The sequence below is a fragment of the Mesorhizobium sp. M0715 genome, assembly GCF_040320355.1.
Classification (GTDB): domain Bacteria; phylum Pseudomonadota; class Alphaproteobacteria; order Rhizobiales; family Rhizobiaceae; genus Mesorhizobium.
The window spans coordinates 42,653-60,209 of record NZ_JAMYPL010000035.1 but is presented as its reverse complement, the minus strand read 5'-3'; the positions used below and the strand labels follow the sequence as shown (position 1 = coordinate 60,209).

The window sequence follows — 17,557 nt, the reverse complement described above, 5'->3', positions numbered from 1 at the left end:
ACGAACAGGATGGAAACGAATCTCCATCCTGTTCGATAGGTCTTACCAGATCCTCATCCAGCCCAACTTAAGTGAACTGCATTAGCCAAGTGGCGCCGTTTTTTCATTCTGTCGGTCGGCTCAGCTACAGGTCAGCTCAATAGGGTGAGTAGCACTGCTGGCGCGGGCCGTTGTAGGGCTGGAACGTGTTGTCGTAGGCCCGGTACGACCGGTAGCGGTTGTAGCACCATTGGACATGGGCGCTCGAAAGCCGTCCCGCGCGGTAGTAGCGGCGCGGCGCCGGCCGGTCATAGTAGTCGTAATTGTTGTACATGCTGCTGAGGCCAAGCCCCAGGCCAAGGCCCAGGATCGCGGCACTCGCGCCATCATCGTAGTAACGGCCGCCGCGATAGTGATGGCGACCATGGCGCCAACGCCAGTTGTCTCCACCATTCCAGTTACCGCCGCCGCCCTGCCAGTGTCGACGGCCGCCGTCCCAATTGCCCGACCGGCGCCATCTCCAATCGTCGTTGTTGAACTGACGGTTGTTGCCGCCGGCCCAACTGTCGCGAACCGGCGTGACATTCGGCGCCGCCGTGCTGGTTGGTATCGACAGATCCGGCTGCATGATCGGTCCGGCGGCGGACGGTGCCGTGACGCCGGACAGGATACCGAGGGCTATCAGCCCCGATTTGACCGTGGAAGAAAAGAGCGAACTCATTGCACTCTCCAAGAGTTACAGGCCCCACGCCCACCCGAGGAATGGGCAACAATGGATGTTTGCATCTGAACGGCGGATGAACGGAAAGGTTCCGTCAACCATGACGCGAACGCGCCCAGGACCAATCGATCTCAGATGGTGGTTTTGCGCGCTTGTTTTCCGAAGCACTTGCGGGCAAAGGTCATGGCATGTCGCTGCGCCTTGCCACCTTCAATGTCGAGAACCTGATGAACAGGTTCGATTTTTCCGGCTATCGCAACCAGCTCAACGAGGATCGAACGCTGGCGCTGTTCGATATCCAGAGCGAGGCGGAATACAGGATCCTGGAGCAGGCCCGCGCCATCGCCCAGTCCGACGACACGCGCCAACTGACGGCGCTGGCAATCGCTGCCACCCGGGCCGACATCATCTGCATGCAGGAGGTCGACAACATCGAAACGCTGAAGGCCTTCGAATACGGCTATTTGTTCAAGATGGTGGGGCAGGGCTACCGGCAGAAATACACCACATCGGGCAATGATTCGCGCGGTATCGACGTTGCCGTGATGATGCGCAACGAGACCGCGCAGGGCCAGCCGATCGAATTCGTGCGCATGACCAGCCACGCCTACGTCACCTACGAGCAGTTCGGGCTGCACACGCCGGAACTCGAGGTACTGGGCAATCAGGCCAATGAGCGCATTTTCCGGCGCGACTGCCTGGAGATCGACGTCACCGTGGGCGGCGTGCCGCTGACGCTCTATCTCGTGCATTTCAAGTCGATGGGCTCGCCGCGCAACGGACTTGACGGGCGCGAGGCGACGATGCCGGTGCGCATCGCGGAGGCGCAGGCCGTGCGCCGCATCATCGAGGAGCGCTTCGGCAAGGACTATGCCGCCGACAAGAATTGGGCGATATGCGGCGACATGAATGATTATCGCCAGCGCGTGAAGGTGGCCGGCGATGCGATCGACGGCTACCGCTTCGAGGTGGTCGACGAAGCCCTGTCCTGCATCAACGTGCTGACGGCAGGCGGCTTTTGCGAAAATGTCGTCGAGCGGCGGCCGGAGATGAACCGCTGGAGTTTCTACCACACGCGAGGACCCGAAGAGCGGCATCTGTGCCAGCTCGACTACATTCTGTTGTCGAAGGGGCTCGCCGCCAGCAACGCAACGGCCGTTCCCGACATCATCCGCAACGGCCAGCCCTGGCGCACCATTTTTCCGCCCGGCCAGGAGGTCGAGCGGTTTCCGCGCGCCGGCTGGGACCGGCCGAAGGCATCGGATCATTGCCCGGTGGCGATCACGCTGGACATTGTCCGGTAAGCAGTATTGGGGCCTGATACGGTATGAGTTTCGACCTGCCGCGCAACGTCATCCTGCCGGTCGACGACATCGACGTCCGGCTCGATCCCGGTCCGCACCCTTTCGCAAGGGACAATGCAGAGGCGATCGCCGAGAACTGGCAGCACGAAATCGCCGCCAATCCGGCGCTGTTCGACGGCATGGTGGTGCTGCTGTCGCAACTTGCCTACCGCGACAGCCGTCTCGTCGGCCGCTGCCATGCGGTCAACTACTCGACGTTCATGCTGTGGCGGAAGCGGCGCGAGAATTCGGGCGCCGAGCATGCCTATGCCCATGCCATGCTGGTGGCTGGCGACAATGCGCTGGTGGCGATCCGCATGGGGCCGCACACAGTCAGTGCCGGCCGCGTCTATTTCGCTGCCGGCTCGTTCGAGCCGGTCGATTTTCGCGACGGGCTGGTCGATGTCGATTTCAACATGATCCGTGAGGTGCGCGAGGAAACCGGGCTCGACCTGTCAGGTGCTGAACGCGGCAAGCGCTACCACGCCATGTCGACCAGCAGCGGCACGGTAATCTTCCGCCGTTATCACGCGACGGCGTCCGCCGACGAGATCGCCAGGCGCATCTCGGCCTTCGTCGCCACCGAGACCGACCCGGAGATCGACGGGCCGGTGATCATTCGCCATGCCGCCGACCTGCCGGTCGGGCTGTCGCCGCACATGAAGCCGCTGATCGAGTGGCATTTCGCAAACAGGAATTAAGGGCGCGTCTTGTTCTGTGCCGCGTTGCGATCGTTGCGGGCGGCGACGAGGAACAGGATGAAGCCGATGCCGAGCAAGCCGCCCATCGCCATTCCCATGGTCTGGCCGACGACTGCCTGGAAATCCGATGTGACGCGATCAGGATTGGCCATGCCGAAGCGGGCGAGATACCACCAGATGCCTGCAAGACCTGCCTCGATGACCACCATCGCCAGGACCAGTCGCGCCTTCTTGCTCATCCGCCATTCCTCCACCCAAGGTCAATTGCCCTAGCATCGCGAACAGTGTGGGGACAGTGGCGGGCCGGGTGGAAACGTCGAAGACTGTGCAAAACCGGGTCGGAGCGCCGGCCGCGTTCTGGCCGGGTTGCCCTATTCGTGCCTTAGCGCGTCGATCGGATCGAGCCTGGCGCCGCGCAATGCTGGGAAGAAGCCGAAGACCATGCCGATCAGGGCGGAAAAGCCGACGGCAAGCAGGATCACCGCCGGGCTCGGCGCAAACGGGATGGTCAGCGTCACCGCGGCGAGGCCGGCCAGCGCCAGGCCGATCAGGATGCCGATGATGCCCCCGAGCAGCGACAGCACCGTCGCTTCGACCAGGAACTGGATCAGGATGTGCTTTTCATGCGCGCCGATGGCCAGCCTGATGCCGATCTCGCGGGTGCGCTCGGTGACCGAGACCAGCATGATGTTCATGATGCCGATGCCGCCGACCAGCAGGCTGACGCCGGCGACGGCGCCGAGCATGCCGGTCATGGTGGTGGTGGCGCTGGCCATGGCATCGGCGATCTGGGTCATGTCGCGGATGGCGAAATCGCTCTCGCGGTCCGGCGTGATGCGGCGCGCATCACGCAAAATATCCTCGACGCGCGGCTGCAATTCGCTGGTCGGTGTGCGGTCGTCGGCGGCGATGTAGATGTTGTCGATGTCGCGGTTGCCGGCGATGCGGCGCTGGTAGGCGTGCAACGGCATCAGCACGACATTGTCCTGGTCCTGGCCGAAGCCGGTATAGCCCTTGGGCTCGAGCCGGCCGATGATCTTGCAGGAGGTGCGGTTGACGCGGATGATCTCGCCCTCGGGATCGCCGGCGCCGAAGAATTGCTGGCGCACCGTCTCGCCGATCAGGCATACGCCTGTGCCCGAGCGGGTTTCGGAATCGCTGAACGGCCGGCCGGACACCAGCTTCCAGTCGCGCGCATCGAGATAGGCGCTGTCGGTGCCAGTGACGCCCGAGGTCAGGCTCTCGGTGCCGAAGATGACCCGGACCTGCTTCTGCGAGGCCGGCGAAATCGCGCGCGCGCCGCTGAGATGCGCCACAAGTGCCGCAAGGTCCTTTTCCGCGAGCGGACGCACCACCTGGTCGAGCCCGCCCGGTCCGCCGGGGCCGGCCGGACGGCCGGAGCGGACCACCAGCAGATTGCTGCCGAGCTTGGAGATGTCGGCCTTGACCTTTGCTGTGGTACCCGAGCCGATGGTGAGCATGGCGATGACGGCGGCAACACCGATGACGATGCCAAGCAAGGTCAGGAACGAGCGCAGCACGTTGCGGCGGATCGAGCGCAGCGAGAGGCGGACGGTTTCCCAGATCATGGCTGTGCGATCTCCAGCTTCCTGGAATCCGAAGCGACGTGGCCGTCGAGGAAGCGGATGGTTCGTTCGGCATAGTCGGCGACGTCGGCCTCATGCGTGACCATGGCGATGGTCAGGCCAAGCCCGGTGTTGAGCCGGGTCAGCAGTTCCATGATCTCGTGCGTGCGGGCGGTGTCGAGATTGCCGGTCGGCTCGTCGGCGACGAGGAGCGTCGGGCGCGTGACGATGGCGCGCGCGATCGCCACGCGCTGCTGCTGGCCGCCGGACAGCTCGGCCGGCGTATGGTGCTCGCGGCCGACAAGGCCGACCTCCGCCAGCGCCTGCATGGCAAGGTCTCGGCGCTCTCGCGCGGCAACACCGCGATAGATCAGCGGCAGTTCGACATTTTCGGCTGCCGTGGTGCGGGCCAGCAGATTATAGCCCTGGAAGACGAAGCCGACATAGAGGTTGCGCAGCATGGCGCGGCGGTTGCGGTCGAGGCGGCCGGCATCGATGCCCATGAAGGAATAGGTTCCGGCCGTCGGCGTGTCGAGGCAGCCGATGATGTTCATCGCCGTCGACTTGCCGGAGCCGGACGGACCCATGATGGCTACGAATTCGCCACGCCGGATGGCAAGATCGACGCCGGCCAGCGCATGCACCTTGGCCTCGCCCTGGCCGTAGCTCTTCCAGACCTTGTCGAAGGTGATGAGGGTCGCGCCCGCAGCCACGGCATCAGCTCCGCTGCTGCGACGCGGTGATGATTTGAGCGCCTTCATCCAGGCCAGAGATGATCTCGGTCAGTTCACCGTCGGTGGAGCCGATCTTGACGTTGACGGCGTGCGGACGCCCGTTTTCCAGCACATAGAGCGTGCGCGAGCCGTCGGTGGGCACTGTGGCTGCCTGGCGCTGGCGGTTGCCGCCGGGGCGCCCCATGCGGCCGGTGAACAGGTCGCTCAGGCTCCAGCCGCGGGCGGCCTGCTGCGCCGGACGATAGCGGAAGGCGGTGGCCGGCACGGTGAGCACGCCCTTGGCCTGTTTGGTGACGACCGAAACGGTGGCGGTCATGCCGGGCCGCAGCAACAGCTCGTTGTTGTCGACCTCAAGCCGCGCATTGTATGTGACGACGCCGTCGGTGGTGACGGAGGCATAGGAGATGTCGCGGATCTCGGCATCGAACGGCCGCTCGGGGAAAGCATCGACGGTGAAGCGGGCATGCTGGCCGCTCTTGACCGCGCCGATGTCGGCTTCGTCGACCGCCGCCACCAGTTCCATGTTTCTGAGATCGGCGGCGATGATGAACAGCACCGGCGCCTGCAGCGAGGAGGCGACCGTCTGGCCGGGATCGACCGAGCGCGTCAGCACGATGCCGTCGATCGGCGCATAGATGGTGCTCTTGGCAAGGTCGGTCTGCTGCGCCTTGAGGTCGGCCTGGGCGATGGCGAGGTTGGCCTGCGCACTGTCGAGCGCTGCCTCGGAACGGTCGCGCGTGGCAGTTGCTGCTTCAAGCGACTGGTCGGTCGCCATGCCACGCCTGGTCAGTTCGGCGGCGCGCACCAGCGCCTTCTCGTTTTCGGTCAGCGTAACCGTAGCGTCCTCGACATTGGCGGCGGCGGCCTTGGCCGAAGCTTCGGCGCGCTCGATCTGGACTTCGAGTTTCACCGTGTCGAGTGTTGCCAGCACGTCACCCTTCTTGACCTGCTGGTTCTCCTCGGCCGAGACCGAGCGGATGATGCCGGACAGTTCGCTTGAAATGTCGACCTGGGTCAGGGGCTGCAGCGTGCCGGTTGCGGATACCGCGACGGTGAGGTCGGCCTTGGCGGCAGGCACGGTGGTGTAGTCGATCCTGGCCGGCGAGCCGGCATACCACTGATAGACGCCAAGCCCGGCGACGAGCACGATCAGCGCCAGCAGCGCATAGAGCCAGCCGCGCCGGCGCGACTTGCGCCGCCCCGTCGGGTCGAGCCCAAGCGCCGTCTCGATGGCGGAATCCGATTCCGTCTTTGGCAGATTGACAATCTGGTCCACGCTGGACCCCTATAATGCGTAATGTCCCTATCTGTGCACAGATCAGGCTTACTGGTTCAAATATCAAATTAAATTTCGCCCATGTTTGGATTGAGGCAGGAATGAAAACCCGGAATTACTTGCTTTACGATGTGTTTACGACCGAGCGACTGGCCGGCAATCCCTTGGCCGTCGTGCTGGACAGCAAGGGATTGGACACGGCCGCGATGCAGGCCATCGCGCGCGAGTTCAACCTGTCGGAATCGGTTTTCGTGCTGCCGCCGGACAATCCCAAGCACAAAAACCGCATCCGCATCTTCACGCCCGACTATGAAATGCCGTTCGCCGGCCATCCGACGGTCGGCGCCGCGATCGCGCTGGCCGAACTGGCGGAGGAGGGCGGCGCCGGCATCTTCGTGCTGGAGGAAAATATCGGCCCGGTGCGTTGCGCCGTCAGCAAGCACGACGGCAACACCTTCGCCGAGTTCGACCTGGCGAAGCTGCCGGAACCGCTGAAGCTCGAGGCCGATCCGGAGGCGATCGGCGCCGCCCTTGGGTTGACGCCGCATGAAATCGGCTTCGAGAATCACCGCGTCGCGTTCTGGTCGGCGGGCGTGCCCTATGTCACCATTCCAGTTGCCAATCTCGAGGCGGCGGGCCGCATCCGGCTGGACAACCAGGCCTGGTCGGAACTGGCGCCGCGCAAGAGCGAGTGGGCCTTCGCCAGCCCCTATGTCTATTGCCGCGAGACAGTGAACCACGAAAGCGCCTTCCATGTGCGCATGATCGTGCCCGGCACGCCTTCCTACGAGGATCCGGCGACCGGCTCGGCGGCTGCCGCCTTTGCCGGCGCCATCATGCATTTCGACGCGCCGACCGACGGCATTTCGCAGCTGTGGATAGAGCAGGGGCTGGAGATGGGCCGGCCATCGCGCATCCGCCTCGAACTGACCGTGCAAGGCGGAAAACTGGCCTCGGCGCGCATTGGTGGCAATGCAGTGAAGGTTGCGGAGGGCAGACTGTTCGTCTGACCGCGCCTTAATGCATAGAGGAAGACCGTCGCTGTTAGCGATCCTTCACCGCCCCCCTCTGTCCTGCCGGACATCTCCCCTCAAGTGGGGAGATTGGCCGTAACTTCGGATTTCGCCAACCTGCGAATGCAGAAAGAGAGGTGGGACGACGAAGCTTCCGATCTCCCCCCTGGAGGGGGAGATGCCCGGCAGGGCAGAGGGGGGCGCTGTCCCGCCAAAAGAACGTAAGGCTTCGTCCTGCGTCAACGCCCAAAAGCGAGGCTCCAGGCGATTTGTCGGGAAATGATTCCGGCAGGGCTGGACAGGACCGATGGTGGCGGCTATATGCCCGCCAACGCCGGTTTTTGCCGGCCGAGTGGGTGCGTAGCTCAGTTGGTAGAGCAGCTGACTCTTAATCAGCGGGTCCACAGTTCAATCCTGTGCGCACCCACCAAATTTCTAGAAGAGTTGGTGGAAAGACCCTGAAAACGAGACGCGTTTGACGCGTCTCGAGCATGCGCCGATCACGGCGCGGGCTTGCCGAGGCTGGCCTTGAACTTGACCTTCATGGCGATCTGGCCGGTCACGGTGATCTGCGATCCGGCGGCGGCGCCCATGCTGCGATCCCTGGCGTTGACATTGGTGGTGACGTTGGTGACTTCGCAGCTGTCGGCGATGGTTTCGAGCACCATGGCGCAACTGCCGGCCGCGAGCTTGTAGAAGGAACGAAGCCCGGCCTCCTGCTGCACCGCGATGTCTTCGCCGTCCTTGACCGGAATGCTCATGGTGATGCCGGACTGCACCTTGGCAAGGCCGTCGTCACCGGGCCGCCGCGGCCGGCCTGTCTCGTCAAGGATCTGAGAAAATGCCGGCGCAACAGTGCTGCAAAACAGCGCAACGATAATTGTTGTCTTCAAATACATCATTCGATTTCTCCATGAGATTTCCTCGTCTCATGGAACAATCAAAGCGGCGTTATGGTTTTGGCTCAATCACGTTGAATTTTGATGGATTTACTTCTCCGAAACACCAGCCTCGGCAAAACTCGCCATACGGGCATGGCACTCCAGCGCCGAGCGGACGATGTTGACAGCAAGGCAAGCGCCGGAGCCTTCGCCGAGCCGCATGCCGAGATCGAGCAGCGGCGGCAGGCCAAGCGCTTCGAGCAGGCCGCGATGGCCTGACTCAGCCGAGACGTGTGCGGCGATGGTGTGGGCGAGGCCGGTTGGGTGCAGCTTTGCCAGCGGGGCTGCGGCTGCGGTGCAGACGAAGCCGTCGAGCAGCACGGGTATGCCGAGATGCCGGGCGGCCAGCGTCGCGCCGAAGATGGCAGCGAGTTCGCGGCCGCCGAGTGCTGCGGCGATAGTCAGCGGATCGGCGAAGGCGGCAGCGTGGCGCTTCAGGCCGGCTTCGATGGCGACCACCTTGCGCTTGAGGCCGGCGTCATCGACACCGGTGCCGCGTCCGGTCCATTTTTCCGCACCGCCGCCGAACAGGGCTGCTGAGATGGCGGCCGCCGGCGTGGTGTTGCCGATGCCCATTTCGCCGAAGCAGATCAGGTCGATGTCTTTCGTCACCGCGTCGTAGCCGGCCGAGACGGCGGCGAGAAAAGCTTTCTCATCCATCGCTGGCCCTTGCGTGAAGTCGCCGGTCGGATGGTCGAGATCGAGCGGGATGACGTCGAGTTCGGCGCCGGCCATGCGGGCAAGCTGGTTGATGGCGGCACCGCCGCCGGCGAAGTTCGCCACCATCTGCACGGTGACTTCCGAGGGATAGGCCGACACGCCTTGCGCGGTGACGCCGTGGTTGCCGGCGAAGACGAAGACTTTTACGCGGTCGAGTTTCGGCATGTCGCGGCCCTGCCAGCGCGCCAGCCAGGCGGCGATCGTCTCCAGCCGGCCAAGGCTGCCTTGCGGCTTGGTCAGCGTGTCCTGGCGGCGGACGACCGCATTGGCCGCGGCATCGCTGCCGGCCGGCAGGTCGAGGCAGGCGGCGCGCAATTCACTAAGCGATTTGAAGGGCATGGGGGCAAAGTCTCCGAAAAGGAATCAGGCCAAGGGATCAGGCCAAGGGATCAGGAAAGCGCTACGGAAGCGACGAGCAGCACCGCGATCTCGCTTGCCTGCTGCAAGGCGCCGATCGTGTCGCCGGTCTGGCCATCGATCTGGTTGAGGCAAAGGGCGCGGAAGGCGGCAAACAGCAGGCCAAGCAGGATCAGCGCGAAAACGGCGCCGCCCAGTCCGAGCAAGAGGAGCGGGATCGCGCCGAGCACGGCGCCGGCTATGGCGGTTTCCTGCGAAACCGTGCCTGCGTCGGCCGAGAGCCCGTCGATCCGCGCCGGGGGCAAGAGATGCATGAAGGCGCCAAGCAGGCCGCGCGAGGCCGCGTGCGCGGCCAGGAGGGCGAACAGGGCCTGTGTAGGGTCGACGAGTTCCGACAGCGCGCTCCAGCGGATCAGCAGCGACAGGCCCAGCGCCGCCGCACCATAGGCGCCGATGCGGCTGTCGCGCATGATCTCGAGTTTGCGGCCGCGTGATTTGCCGCCGCCAAAGCCGTCGGCGACGTCGGATAGCCCGTCCTCATGCAGGCAGCCGGTGGTGAGCACGGTTGCCACGAGCGCAAGTGCGGCCGCCGGCCCCATGGCCAGGCCAAACCGTTCCGCCGTGGCGAAGACGATGGCGCCGATCAGGCCGACGACAAGTCCGGCAATGGGGGCTGCCCAGATCGCGGCGGCAAGACTGCGGCCGCGAAAATCGAAGACGGGCAGCGGCAGACGGGTGAAGAAGACCAGGCAAAGCGCGATGTCGTCGACGACCTGCCGTGGTGAAAGAGCCAGATTCTTGAACTTCATGCTCTAGCCCCTCGCAATCGCATGGAAGAAGGTGCCGCTGACATGGCCGCGCCGATAGCCCGAGGCGCCGATCGGATTGCCCTGGCCGTCGGCAAGGTCGGCCAGCGGCTCGTCATTGCCTGTCGCCGTCATCTGAGCATAGTGGAATTCGTGGCCGCGGATCAGCGCACCTTGTGAGCCCAGCGGGCAATCGGCGCGCAACCGAGCCTCGCGATAACCGAGATTCATCTTGCGTTTGGCGAAGCTGGTGGAATGGCCGAGCAGGCCGAGCATCGCATGCGTTTCGCCTGACGCGTCCTCCAGCGCTCCGCCCAGCACCATGAAGCCACCGCACTCGCCATGGATGGGCTTTGTCGCGGCGAAACGGGTCATCCCGGCGCGGAAAGTCGCGGCGGCGGCGAGGCGGCCGGCGTGAAGCTCGGGATAGCCGCCGGGCAGCCAGCAAACATCGCAGGTCTCGTCGGGCGCTTCGTTGGCGAGCGGCGAGAACGGGACGATTTCGGCACCCGCCTTGCGCCAGTAGGCGGCGACATGTGGATAGAGGAAGGTGAAGGCGGCATCCCCGGCCAGCGCGATGCGCTGACCGGGTGGTGCGAGCGCGTCGTCGAAGCCGCCAAGCGCCGGGGTGAAAGGTGTCGCCAGGGCCATGATCGCGTCGAGATCGAGCGACTTTTCCGCCATGTCGGCCAGCCGGTCGAGATGCGCCATCAGGTCGTCATATTCGCCGGCCTGGACGAGGCCGAGATGGCGCTCGGGCAACTTGAGCGTGGGGTCGCGCAGGATGGCGCCGACGACCGGCAGGCCGATCGCCTCGATGGCGTCGCCCGACAGCCGGCGGTGACGCTCGCTGCCCAGCCGGTTGAGCACGACGCCGGCCATGCGGACATCCGGATCGTAGGTGGCGAAACCCTTGGCGACGGCGGCCGCCGTGGTCGACTGGCCGGACACATCGAGCACCAGCAGCACCGGCAAGCCGTAGAGCCGCGCAAGATCGGCGGCCGAACCAGTGCGGCCTTGAGCTGCCGGAATGCCGTCGAACAGGCCCATGGCGCTTTCGAGGATGACGAAGTCGGTATCGTCGGCCGCTTGCGCGGCGAGCGCATTGAGCAGCGATGGCGGCATCGCCCAGCTGTCGAGATTGACGCCGGACAGTCCCGTGGCGGCGGTGTGGAAGCCAGGGTCGATATAGTCGGGGCCGGATTTGGCGCCGCGCACTTTCAACCCGCGCCGGGTGAGCGCGCGTAAAATGCCGATGGTGACACTGGTCTTGCCGGAGCCGGAGCGCGGCGCGCCGATGATGATGGCGCGGGCCGTCATGCTTGCCCCGCAAGGGCCGCGCGCATGGCGACGATGCCGCCAACGACGATCAGCGCCGGCGAGGCGAGACCGGCGGCTGCGGCTTTCTCGGCAATGGTGGCGAGCGTTGCGACGACGGTTCGTTCCTGCGGCGTCGTCGCGGCGACGATCACTGCCGCCGGTGTCGAAGGCGCCAGCCCGCCGTCGAGCAGTGCCGCCGCGATCAAAGGCAGGTTGGCCATGCCCATATAGACGACGACAGGCTGGCCGGTGCGGGCGATCGCCGCCCAATCGAGATCGTCATCGGTGCCGGCGGCGTGGCCGGTGGCCAGGATCACCGCCTTGTTGATGCCGCGCATGGTGGCGGGAATGCCGGTCGCGGCCAGCGCGCTGAGGCCCGAGGTCAGGCCGGGCAGGACGCGGAACGGGATATTTTCGCGCGCCAGCGCCAAGGCTTCTTCGCCGCCACGGCCAAAAATATAGGGATCGCCGCCCTTCAACCTGACGACGCGGCGGCCGTCGCGCGCCAGCCGGACCAAAAGGGCGGTGATGTCGTCCTGTTTCATCGACGGTTTGCCGCCGCGCTTGCCGGCAAAGAAAAGCTCGGCATTTTCGGCGACGGCGACGACATCTGATGAAACCAGCGCGTCGTAGACCAACGCATCCGCGTCGGCCAGTGCCGCCAACACTTCGAGCGTCAGGCAGCCGGGGTCGCCGGGGCCGGCGCCGGCCAGCCAGACGTGACCCGATTCCAGCCGGCGCGGCTTGAAATTCAGCCGGGACAAGGCTTTTTCGAGCGTGGCGTTTTCGCCGTTGTTTTTGGTGCTGCCGCTCACAATCCGTCCCGTCCGCGAAAACGCCGCTGATAGTGGGCGTCGTATAATGAACTCTCGCCAAAACCTTGCGCCGCCAGCGAGCGGCCGACGAAGATGATCGCCGTGCGCTCCATCGGATCGGCGGCCAACAGCGCCTCAATGGTCGCCAGCGTGCCGGTCAGCACGCGCTCGTCCGGCCAGGAGGCGCGGAAGACGACCGCCACCGGGCAATCGCCGCCATAGTGCGGCGTGAGCTCGGCGACGACGCGGTCGATGGCGTGGATGGCAAGATGAATAGCAAGCGTGGCGCCGGTGCGGCCGAAGCCGGCGAGCGTTTCGCCGGGCGGCATTTTCGAGGCGCGGCCGGAGACGCGCGTCAGCACCAGACTTTGCGCGACCTCGGGAATGGTCAGTTCGCGGCGAAGTGCGGCGGCGGCAGCGGCGAAGGAGGGGACGCCCGGCGTCAGCGTGTAAGGAATGCCATGCTTTTCCAGCCGGCGGATCTGCTCGGCAACGGCACTCCACACCGACAGGTCGCCGGAATGCAGGCGGGCGACGTCATGGCTTTTTTTGTGGGCCTCGAGATAGGCGGCCTCGATCTCGTCGAGAGACATCGGCGCGGTGTCGATCAGTTTTGTCCCCGGCGCGCAGTGCTGCAGCAATTCGGGTGCGACGATCGAACCAGCGTGAAGACAGACCGGGCAGCTTGCCAGCAGCCTCGCACCGCGCAGCGTGATGAGGTCGGCGGCACCCGGACCGGCGCCGATGAAATGGACGGTCATGGCGCATCTCCACTGATGGCGATGGCGCAGGTGACCGGGCCGAGCACCGTGCGGGGCCCGAGCAGTCTGGCGCCTTTGCCGGCGACGGCAAGGGCGGATGCCTCGGAAACCGATGGGGTGCCGGCGAGTTCTTGCGAGAGCTCGGAATGGCTGAGCGTGTCCGACGAGACGGCCTGAAGTGCTGCATCATCGACGACGATGACCGGAAGATTCAGCACGCGGCCAGCGGCAGAGATCGCTTCTTCATCCTTCTTGAACTCGGTCGTCGCCAGTGCCGAAAGCGCCGTCATCGCAAGCCCATGCGCTTCCACAGCGGTTTCGACCGCCGCAAGCACGTCCTCGACGCTCACCCCTTTTCGGCTGCCAATACCCGCGACCATCATGGCTTCACCCAGCTCCATTGCGTGACTGGCATGGCTGGCCGCCATGCCTGCATCGAGCCGACGGGCGATGCGCGGGATATGTTTATCCGCGTGAGATCGCCGCCAAGCGAGACATGGCGGGCGAGAAGCAGGGTTTCCATCTCCAGCGTCACCGCGTTGGCAACGAGGCGGCCGCCAGCGCGCAGCGCCTTGATGGCGGCATTCAAGACACCGGCATCGCTGCCGCCGCCGCCAATGAAGATCGCATCAGGCGTGTCCAGCCTGGCAAGCGCCCTGGGGGCGCTGCCTTCCACCACGACAAGGCCGGGAACGCCACAGGCGGCGGCGTTGCGGCCAATACGGGCGGCGCGGACCGGGTCGGCCTCGACGGCTATAGTGCGCATGGAAGGGTGGGCCAGCATCCATTCGATGCCGATGGAACCGGAGCCGGCGCCGATGTCCCACAGCAGCTCGCCGCGCCGTGGCGCCAGCGCCGACAGGGTGATCGCGCGGATTTCGCGCTTGGTGATCTGGCCGTCATGGTCGAACAGATGATCGGCAAGGCCTGATGTGAGCGGCAGGACGCGCGCATCCGGACCGGATTCAACTTCGACCGCCAACACGTTCAGCGGATTGATGCTTTCGAGATCGAAGGCATCGGCGCGCGCCGAACGCTGGTTCTCGTTTGGCCCGCCCAGTGCCTCCAGAACGGTGAGCCGCGATGCGCCGAAGTCGAGTTCGGTGAGCAGGCGGGCGATCGCCGCAAGGGCTTCGGCGTCCGACGTCAGCGCCAGGATGCGCGCGTTCGGTTGCAGGAGTGGCCGGATCAGGTCGAGTGGCCGGCCATGCAGCGAGACGGTCTCGATGTCCTGCAGCGCCCAGCCAAGGCGGGCGGACGCCAGCGAAATCGCTGACGGCGCGGGAATGACATGCATCTCCTGCGCCTTCACTTTCCGGGCGAGGGTGGCGCCAACGCCGTGGAAGAACGGATCGCCCGAGGCGAGCACGCAGACGCGCCTGCCGGCAAGCGCCAGGACGTCAGCCATCTCGGCATCGAAAGGAACCGGCCAGGCGCGCGGCTCGCCCTTGGAGAAGGAAGCGACGAGCGCCAGGTGCCGCTTGCCGCCGAAGATGACTTCCGCCCTGGCAATCCGCTGCTTGGCCTCGTCGCCGAGACCGGCTAAACCGTCCTCGCCGATGCCAACGATTGTAAGCCAAGCGGCGCTCGATTGACCCCTAGCAGGCATGATGACCCACCGCATTCTGATCCTCGGCGGCACCACCGAAGCCCGGCAACTGGCCGGAAAACTGGCTGCGCGCGCTTCGGTCACGCTGTCGCTGGCCGGGCGCACCGAAAGCCCGGTCGCACAGGGCGTGCCGATGCGAAGCGGAGGCTTTGGCGGCGCCGATGGGTTGGCCGCCTACCTGCGGGAGACGGGCACCGACCTGCTGATCGACGCCACGCATCCCTACGCGGCGCAGATCTCCGCCAATGCCGCACAGGCGGCGCGCACTGCCGGCGTGCCGATCCTTGCTCTGCGGCGCCCCGGCTGGGAGCCTGTCGAAGGCGACCGCTGGACGCTGGTCGATAAGGTTGCCGATGCCGTGCAAGCGCTTGGAGTGGCGCCGCGCCGCGTTTTCCTGGCACTCGGCCGGCAAGAAGTAGCCGCTTTCGAAGCAGCGCCCCAGCACCACCATCTTATCCGCAGTGTCGACCCGGTCGAGCCCAAGCTTGCCGTGCCCGATGCCGTATATCTGCTGGCCCGTGGCCCGTTTCGTGAGGCGGAGGAACGCGCGCTGCTCGAAAAGCAACGCATCGATGTCGTCGTGTCCAAGAACAGCGGCGGCGAAGCGACTTATGGCAAGATCGCCGCGGCGCGGGCGCTTGGCCTCGAGGTGGTCATGATTCGCAGGCCTGATCTGCCGGATGTTCCCGCGGCTGAAACCGTCGAAGCACTGACCCTGATGGTCGATCATTTTGTCCGCCCCGTGGACGAGCGCGGCGTGTAAACCAGCGCCGGCTTCTCCGCGCGCTTGATGATCCTGGTTTCCGGCGAGCCGATGATGATGCAGGTCGCCATATCGGCTTTTTCAGCCTCGACATCGGCCAGCAGGTTGACCTCGATGCGCTCGTCCGGGCGGCCGGCGGCGCGGCCGAAAATCACCGGCGTGGTGCCAGGCAGGATAGCGGTCAGGCATTCAAAGGCGCGGCCGAGCTGCCAGGGGCGCGCCTTGCTGATCGGGTTATAGAGCGCGATGACGAAGCCGGCGCCGGCCGCCGCCAGCAGGCGCAGTTCGATCAGCTCCCAGGGCTTCAGATTGTCGGACAGCGAGATGGCGCAGAAATCATGGCCGAGCGGCGCGCCGATGCGGGCGGCGACCGCCAGCATGGCGGTGATGCCGGGCACCACAGCGACATCGACCGCGCGCCATTCGGCCGGGCCGGCCTCGATCGCCTCGCAGACGGCCGCCGCCATGGCGAACACGCCGGGATCGCCACCGGAAACCACCGCGACGTCGTGGCCCTCGGCGGCTTTGACCAGTGCGTCCTTGGAGCGGGCGAGTTCCTCGCGATTGTCGGAAGCGACGCGGGTCTGATCCGAGCGCAAGTCCAGCCGGTCGAGATAGGGTTTGTAGCCGTAAAAGAATTTCGCCTCGGCGACGGCGCGGCTGGCTTCCGGCGTGACCTGATCGGCATTGCCGGGGCCAAGGCCGATGACAGTGAGACGGCCGCTCATACTTGCGCTCCCACGGCGCCGGGGCGGCCGGACCAGCCGGCGACCAGCACGATGGCGAAATAGGGCGCCTTGTCGTCCGGCTTGTCGGCCAGCTTCATCGACACGCTGCCGGCCATGGTGCCGCGCTCGACATAGACGGCGCGCGACAGCTTGGCCGTAGCCTCCAGCGCCCTCCTGATCTTGGGCAGGTTACGGCCGACCTTCATGATGACGGCGGCATCGGTGTCAGCCAGCCGGCGCGTCAGCTCGAACTCGCTCATCGTGCCGGGCAGCACCGTCAGCACATCGTCGCCCTGGACGATCGGGATACCAGTCTGCGACCAGCAGCCGGACATGGCGGTGACGCCGGGAATGACTTCGGTCGGGAAGCGATGGGCGAGGCGCACATGCAGATGCATGTAGGAGCCGTAGAAAAGCGGGTCGCCCTCGGACAGCACGGCAACCATCCTGCGGGCTTCGAGGTGCTCGGCGACCCTCTCGGCCGACTCCTCATAGAAAGCCGTGATCTGCGACCGGTAGTCGTCGTGGTCCTTGTCGATTTCGGTGGTGACGGGATAGAGCAGCGGCAGTTCCGTCATTTCGGGGCGGAACTGCGCTTCGACGATGGCGCGCGCGTTGCTGTTGTTGCCGCGCTTGGCGAAATAGGCCACGACATCGGCTTCCGCCAAGGTGCGCGCGGCTTTCAGGGTCAGCAGTTCGGGGTCGCCGGGACCGGTGCCTACGCCGACGAGACGGCCTTTTGCAATGGCGTTCACAGGCCCGGCCTCGCCAATGAATTGAGCGCGGCGGCGGTCACGGCGCTGCCACCGAGCCGGCCGCGCACGATGGCGTAGGGAACGCCATAGGAATTCTCGGCCAGCGCGTCCTTCGATTCGGCAGCGCCGACGAAGCCGACCGGCATGCCGATGATGGCCGCCGGTTTCGGCGCGCCGTCGCGCAACTTCTCCAAGAGATAGAAGAGCGCGGTCGGCGCATTGCCGATGGCGACCACCGAACCGGCCATGCGGTCGCCCCACAGGTCGATCGCGGCGGCGGAGCGGGTGTTGCCGATCTCCCTGGCGATGTCGTGCGTGCGCGGATCGCGCAACGTGCAGATCACCTCGTTGCCGGCTGGCAGCCTGGCGCGGGTGACGCCATGCGAGACCATTTCCGCGTCGCAGAAGATCGGCGCGCCCGCCGCCAAAGCGATGCGGGCAGCGGCAACGAAATCCTTGGAGAACACAAAATGACTTGATGCTTCGACCTGCCCGCAGGCATGGATCATGCGGATGGCAACATCGGCCTCGGCCTCGGAGAAGCGCGACAGATCGGCCTCCGCGCGGATAATGGCGAAGGAGCGCTCATAGATCGCCGTGCCGTCATGGATATAGTCGTAGGCGGCCAT

At 65.5% G+C, this 17,557-nt stretch carries 20 protein-coding genes and 1 tRNA gene; 5 read left to right on the top strand and 16 right to left on the bottom strand.

The window, feature by feature from the left end:
- Positions 1 to 136: 136 nt before the first annotated feature.
- Complete coding sequence (locus NKI21_RS29365; protein WP_352868713.1) at positions 137 to 700, bottom strand: BA14K family protein; 564 nt, start codon at positions 698 to 700, stop codon at positions 137 to 139.
- 188 nt (positions 701 to 888) lie between these two features.
- On the opposite strand from NKI21_RS29365, the gene NKI21_RS29360 reads away from it, so the two are divergent.
- Both NKI21_RS29360 and NKI21_RS29355 read left to right on the top strand, forming a co-directional pair.
- Complete coding sequence (locus NKI21_RS29360; RefSeq protein WP_352868710.1) at positions 889 to 2,004, top strand: endonuclease/exonuclease/phosphatase family protein; 1,116 nt, start codon at positions 889 to 891, stop codon at positions 2,002 to 2,004.
- 23 nt (positions 2,005 to 2,027) lie between these two features.
- Positions 2,028 to 2,744: a hypothetical protein gene (locus tag NKI21_RS29355; protein WP_352868707.1), complete on the top strand. Its 717-nt coding sequence runs from the start codon at positions 2,028 to 2,030 to the stop codon at positions 2,742 to 2,744.
- On the opposite strand, the gene NKI21_RS29350 is transcribed toward NKI21_RS29355, so the two are convergent.
- The 4 genes from NKI21_RS29350 to NKI21_RS29335 all read right to left on the bottom strand — a co-directional run bounded on the left by NKI21_RS29350 (position 2,741) and on the right by NKI21_RS29335 (position 6,340).
- Positions 2,741 to 2,983 (bottom strand): hypothetical protein, encoded by a 243-nt coding sequence (locus tag NKI21_RS29350; RefSeq protein ID WP_352439810.1) that lies wholly within the window; start codon positions 2,981 to 2,983, stop codon positions 2,741 to 2,743. The two genes, NKI21_RS29355 and NKI21_RS29350, sit on opposite strands and share 4 nt — an antisense overlap.
- 132 nt (positions 2,984 to 3,115) lie before the next feature.
- Positions 3,116 to 4,333 (bottom strand): ABC transporter permease, encoded by a 1,218-nt coding sequence (locus NKI21_RS29345; RefSeq protein ID WP_352612402.1) that lies wholly within the window; start codon positions 4,331 to 4,333, stop codon positions 3,116 to 3,118.
- Positions 4,330 to 5,043, bottom strand: coding sequence for an ABC transporter ATP-binding protein (locus NKI21_RS29340; protein WP_127293181.1), 714 nt, complete (start codon positions 5,041 to 5,043; stop codon positions 4,330 to 4,332). The genes NKI21_RS29345 and NKI21_RS29340 overlap by 4 nt, the downstream gene beginning before the upstream one ends.
- Positions 5,044 to 5,047: 4 nt before the next feature.
- The gene (locus NKI21_RS29335) at positions 5,048 to 6,340 is read right to left on the bottom strand and encodes an efflux RND transporter periplasmic adaptor subunit (protein ID WP_352868703.1); all 1,293 of its coding nucleotides are present in this window, start codon (positions 6,338 to 6,340) and stop codon (positions 5,048 to 5,050) included.
- A 101-nt stretch (positions 6,341 to 6,441) separates the two neighbouring features.
- Here NKI21_RS29335 and NKI21_RS29330 point away from each other — a divergent pair, with 101 nt between their 5' ends.
- Complete coding sequence (locus NKI21_RS29330) at positions 6,442 to 7,350, top strand: PhzF family phenazine biosynthesis protein (protein ID WP_352868700.1); 909 nt, start codon at positions 6,442 to 6,444, stop codon at positions 7,348 to 7,350.
- Positions 7,351 to 7,707: 357 nt separating this feature from the next.
- Positions 7,708 to 7,783 (top strand) — tRNA-Lys (locus NKI21_RS29325).
- 70 nt (positions 7,784 to 7,853) lie between these two features.
- On the opposite strand, the gene NKI21_RS29320 is transcribed toward NKI21_RS29325, so the two are convergent.
- From NKI21_RS29320 to cbiE, 8 genes are all read right to left on the bottom strand, one after another.
- Entirely contained in the window at positions 7,854 to 8,255 is a 402-nt protein-coding gene (locus NKI21_RS29320; protein WP_352551914.1) for a hypothetical protein, read from the bottom strand.
- 87 nt (positions 8,256 to 8,342) lie between these two features.
- On the bottom strand, positions 8,343 to 9,353 hold the full coding sequence (cobT, locus tag NKI21_RS29315) for a nicotinate-nucleotide--dimethylbenzimidazole phosphoribosyltransferase (protein WP_352868697.1): 1,011 nt from the start codon (positions 9,351 to 9,353) through the stop codon (positions 8,343 to 8,345).
- 50 nt (positions 9,354 to 9,403) lie between these two features.
- Positions 9,404 to 10,180: an adenosylcobinamide-GDP ribazoletransferase gene (gene cobS / locus NKI21_RS29310; protein WP_352632475.1), complete on the bottom strand. Its 777-nt coding sequence runs from the start codon at positions 10,178 to 10,180 to the stop codon at positions 9,404 to 9,406.
- Between the two features lie 3 nt (positions 10,181 to 10,183).
- Positions 10,184 to 11,497: a cobyrinic acid a,c-diamide synthase CobB gene (locus tag NKI21_RS29305; protein WP_352868694.1), complete on the bottom strand. Its 1,314-nt coding sequence runs from the start codon at positions 11,495 to 11,497 to the stop codon at positions 10,184 to 10,186.
- Positions 11,494 to 12,312, bottom strand: coding sequence for a uroporphyrinogen-III C-methyltransferase (cobA, locus tag NKI21_RS29300; RefSeq protein WP_352439813.1), 819 nt, complete (start codon positions 12,310 to 12,312; stop codon positions 11,494 to 11,496). Before cobA ends, NKI21_RS29305 begins: the two co-directional genes overlap by 4 nt.
- On the bottom strand, positions 12,309 to 13,073 hold the full coding sequence (cobM, locus tag NKI21_RS29295) for a precorrin-4 C(11)-methyltransferase (protein ID WP_352439814.1): 765 nt from the start codon (positions 13,071 to 13,073) through the stop codon (positions 12,309 to 12,311). The genes cobA and cobM overlap by 4 nt, the downstream gene beginning before the upstream one ends.
- Complete coding sequence (locus NKI21_RS29290; RefSeq protein ID WP_128304430.1) at positions 13,070 to 13,456, bottom strand: cobalamin biosynthesis protein; 387 nt, start codon at positions 13,454 to 13,456, stop codon at positions 13,070 to 13,072. The genes cobM and NKI21_RS29290 overlap by 4 nt, the downstream gene beginning before the upstream one ends.
- Complete coding sequence (gene cbiE, locus NKI21_RS29285) at positions 13,453 to 14,682, bottom strand: precorrin-6y C5,15-methyltransferase (decarboxylating) subunit CbiE (RefSeq protein ID WP_352751294.1); 1,230 nt, start codon at positions 14,680 to 14,682, stop codon at positions 13,453 to 13,455. The genes NKI21_RS29290 and cbiE overlap by 4 nt, the downstream gene beginning before the upstream one ends.
- Position 14,683: 1 nt before the next feature.
- Here cbiE and NKI21_RS29280 point away from each other — a divergent pair, with 1 nt between their 5' ends.
- A complete protein-coding gene (locus NKI21_RS29280) occupies positions 14,684 to 15,445 on the top strand; it encodes a cobalt-precorrin-6A reductase (RefSeq protein WP_352751296.1) in 762 nt (253 codons plus the stop codon).
- Here the strand turns inward: NKI21_RS29280 and NKI21_RS29275 are convergent.
- The 3 genes from NKI21_RS29275 to NKI21_RS29265 are packed head-to-tail and all read right to left on the bottom strand — an operon-like array spanning position 15,409 to position 17,557.
- On the bottom strand, positions 15,409 to 16,173 hold the full coding sequence (locus tag NKI21_RS29275; protein ID WP_352751298.1) for a precorrin-3B C(17)-methyltransferase: 765 nt from the start codon (positions 16,171 to 16,173) through the stop codon (positions 15,409 to 15,411). The genes NKI21_RS29280 and NKI21_RS29275 overlap by 37 nt on opposite strands.
- Positions 16,170 to 16,928, bottom strand: coding sequence for a precorrin-2 C(20)-methyltransferase (locus NKI21_RS29270; protein WP_352868689.1), 759 nt, complete (start codon positions 16,926 to 16,928; stop codon positions 16,170 to 16,172). Before NKI21_RS29270 ends, NKI21_RS29275 begins: the two co-directional genes overlap by 4 nt.
- Positions 16,925 to 17,557 carry a precorrin-8X methylmutase gene (locus tag NKI21_RS29265; RefSeq protein WP_352751302.1) on the bottom strand — a complete coding sequence of 211 codons (633 nt, stop codon included), beginning with the start codon at positions 17,555 to 17,557 and terminating at the stop codon, positions 16,925 to 16,927. Before NKI21_RS29265 ends, NKI21_RS29270 begins: the two co-directional genes overlap by 4 nt.